At 33.3% G+C, this 2,862-nt stretch carries 2 protein-coding genes; both read left to right on the top strand.

The window, feature by feature from the left end; translation table 11 throughout:
• The first annotated feature begins 164 nt into the window (after positions 1-164).
• On the top strand, positions 165-968 hold the full coding sequence (locus B5F71_RS19095; protein WP_087213489.1) for a hypothetical protein: 804 nt from the start codon (positions 165-167) through the stop codon (positions 966-968).
• Positions 969-1,390: 422 nt separating this feature from the next.
• The gene (locus B5F71_RS20615) at positions 1,391-2,656 is read left to right on the top strand and encodes a S41 family peptidase (RefSeq protein ID WP_162608586.1); all 1,266 of its coding nucleotides are present in this window, start codon (positions 1,391-1,393) and stop codon (positions 2,654-2,656) included.
• Positions 2,657-2,862: the final 206 nt, after the last annotated feature.

The raw sequence follows: 2,862 nt of genomic DNA, 5'->3' as shown, positions 1-2,862 counted from the left end.
TGTCATAACTTTATTGTTTGGTACCTTTAAAGATATAACATTTTTCCAATTGACCGACTGATTTGAGATCTGAAGATGCTTATAACATTATTCTTGAATCAATTCAAAAACAGTTTCTTATAAAAGAATACATTTTTAGACACATAAATTAAAACAATCGTGACATGTATAAAAATATCACATTACTGATTTTATGTTTACTTACATTAAATATCTATTCACAAAATGATAGTATTATTAAATTAAGGATAAATAATAATGTTCACTATTTTGAAAATTATTATAAACGTCCTATTTCCCTAATTCATTATAATAATCATACAGATTTTGGAATAAGAAAGAATACATACATGAATAAAATATTTGATATGAAATGCTATAAGTATGATGCCTTTCCAAATTTCATAAATCATTCCAATACTTTTTTCTATGATTATAATAGATGGGGAAAAATTACATCTTACATGTATGGTCAAAGTTCTCAAAATACACTTCCTGGTATTGGCATTATTAATCAAGCATCATTAATATATCAGAAAAATTTTAATTCGTATTTTGATATTAAGATAGGAATTAATGCTATAAAATACCATTTACCCAACTTAAAACAAAGCGGACAATCTTTTGGCCTATTGGGATCTGCTACATATTTACCTACAGAAAAACTACACATCAGTATTTTTGGTTGTTATACTCCTAACAATATATACAATTTTAATAATTCATATTATGGTACTACAATAGGTTATGAATTTTCAGAGCGAGTCGGTATAGAAGTTGGAGTACAAAGATATTACGATGCTCAGAATGGTTGGAAAACAGTTCCAATTTTCATACCTTATTATAAATTTGAAAAGTTTGATTTAGGAATTGATATTGGAGGTATATTATACGAAATTGTAAGAAGTATAAAAGATAATAAACAACAAAATAAAATGTTACCAATACGCCTTCCTCCTAGAAATTAAAGATTGTCTTAACTTTAAAAAGGTTGACTATTTGAACGCTACACCAAGCATATTTATATAGGTAACCAAACTATCGAATCAAAAATCGGTGAGTTTGCATCCTATGGTTCGACCTCGAGACACATACAATATGCAGTAAGGAAGATGCCGTACATGCGCTTCCTTGATTTATCTTGTAAGCATTCTATTTTCCGCCTTGACACACATCATAGCCTAACCTATCTTTGCGCCGTAACCTTTAACAACAATGATTATGGCAAAAGAAAAAGTAAACTACCAGGAGGTATATGACCTCTACCAGTTATGCAGCTTCGCATCCGTGGGATAAAATTGATTGAATATCAACCTATAAAGTGATTTTTAAGGGTAGACTATTATAATATTAGCAAGTTAAAATTAGTATCAACCAAACAAATCATAGAATGAATAAAAGAATTATAATAAATTGCTCACTTCTTTTGTTTTGTAGTGTTTCTTTTGGGCAAAAATTAAGTCCTGCCCAGCAAATGGCCGATTTTGACACTTTATGTACAAAATTAGAATATGTACACCCCGACCTTTATCTCTATCAGTCAAGAGAAGAGTATGAAAACAACAAAATCAAGATTAAGTCCTCCATGACTGATTCTATCAGCATATCCGACTTCTATCTGAAAATAGCCCCTTTTATGGCTAATATAAAGGATGGTCATAGTATGATGCTGCCGCCTATTACCAACGACCTGATTGCGAATGCAAAGAAAGATGGCAAGACAATGCCATTGAGAATAAAAGTATCCGGAGATTTCTTTATTGTAGATTATCCGGTGATTGATAATTCCATGGTTTGTGAAGGTGATACGATTCTCGGAATTAACGGAATCCATTCAAAAGATATACTTGGACGGATGTATAGCCTTTGGGGTTCGGAGAAAGGTAATGGCATTAAGGAAGGCAGTGTAAACGCCTATTGGTCTCCATTGTTGTGGTACATGTACAGATGGGGCGAGTCGTATGAGTTTACGATAAAACGTGGTGATAAAATGGAAGAGATACGTTTGGAAGGAGTTCCGCAAAGTGTGGCTATAAAGGTCATCAAAGAAAGACAATCCCAGAAAAAGCCTGAAAGTTTCAGTTGTTGTTTCTCTTCCGATTTCACAAAGGCAACTCTCACCATTCGCAATGTATTTCAGGAAACTGAACTAAAGGTATTTTGTGATTCAGTCTTTAAGGAAATAAACCGGAGAAAAATAAAGGATATAATTATTGACTTACGAAATAACACAGGGGGTTCAAGCAAGTGTGTGGATAGGCTTATTTCCTATTTTCCACATCCGGACTATTCGCTATATTCTAAGAGTCAGTTGAAGGTCAGTGCATATTCCAAAGCCTATAATAAAGACAGGCATCCGGAAATATACAGTCAAATCTGCAATTTGCCGGATGGAGGACTTTTTGTTATAGAAGCTACTCCCGTCAAGAGTAATTTGAAAGAAGCTAATCTATATCATGGTAAAACAACTATTCTTGTGAATAACAAGACTTACTCTGGTGCATCCACTTTGGCCCATACGATGAAGAGGTTAGGTATCGCGAGAGTGAAAGGAGAAACAGGATGCCCTGATGTATATTTCGGTAATTATCTGCATTTTACATTGCCAAATTCCAAGATAGATTATTATATCAGTTTCTCTAAGTTTTATGAGTAAAAACAATTGATAAAATGAAAAAGATTATTAGAGTTTATGTAATTTAGATTTGTTATATATCGCGCATACGCGTACCTTTGCAACATGAATTACCACAACCATAAAGACAACAGCAAAAGTTTCCGTGCCTTGACGGGAGTTAGCCATGAACAGTTTTGTGCGCTTCTCCCTTATTTCGAGGCTGCGCATGAGGACTATTTGTCCGA

This window comes from Bacteroides sp. An269 (assembly GCF_002159755.1).
GTDB lineage: Bacteria > Bacteroidota > Bacteroidia > Bacteroidales > Bacteroidaceae > Phocaeicola > Phocaeicola intestinalis.
The sequence above is the reverse complement of the archived record's forward strand: the minus strand, read 5'-3'. Positions and strand labels throughout refer to the sequence as shown.

Bases quoted from the DNA above. Each gene is read 5' to 3' on its own strand.
- B5F71_RS19095 (WP_087213489.1), top strand. From the start codon at position 165: ATGTATAAAAATATCACATTACTGATTTTATGTTTACTTACATTAAAT.
- B5F71_RS20615 (WP_162608586.1), top strand. From the start codon at position 1,391: ATGAATAAAAGAATTATAATAAATTGCTCACTTCTTTTGTTTTGTAGT.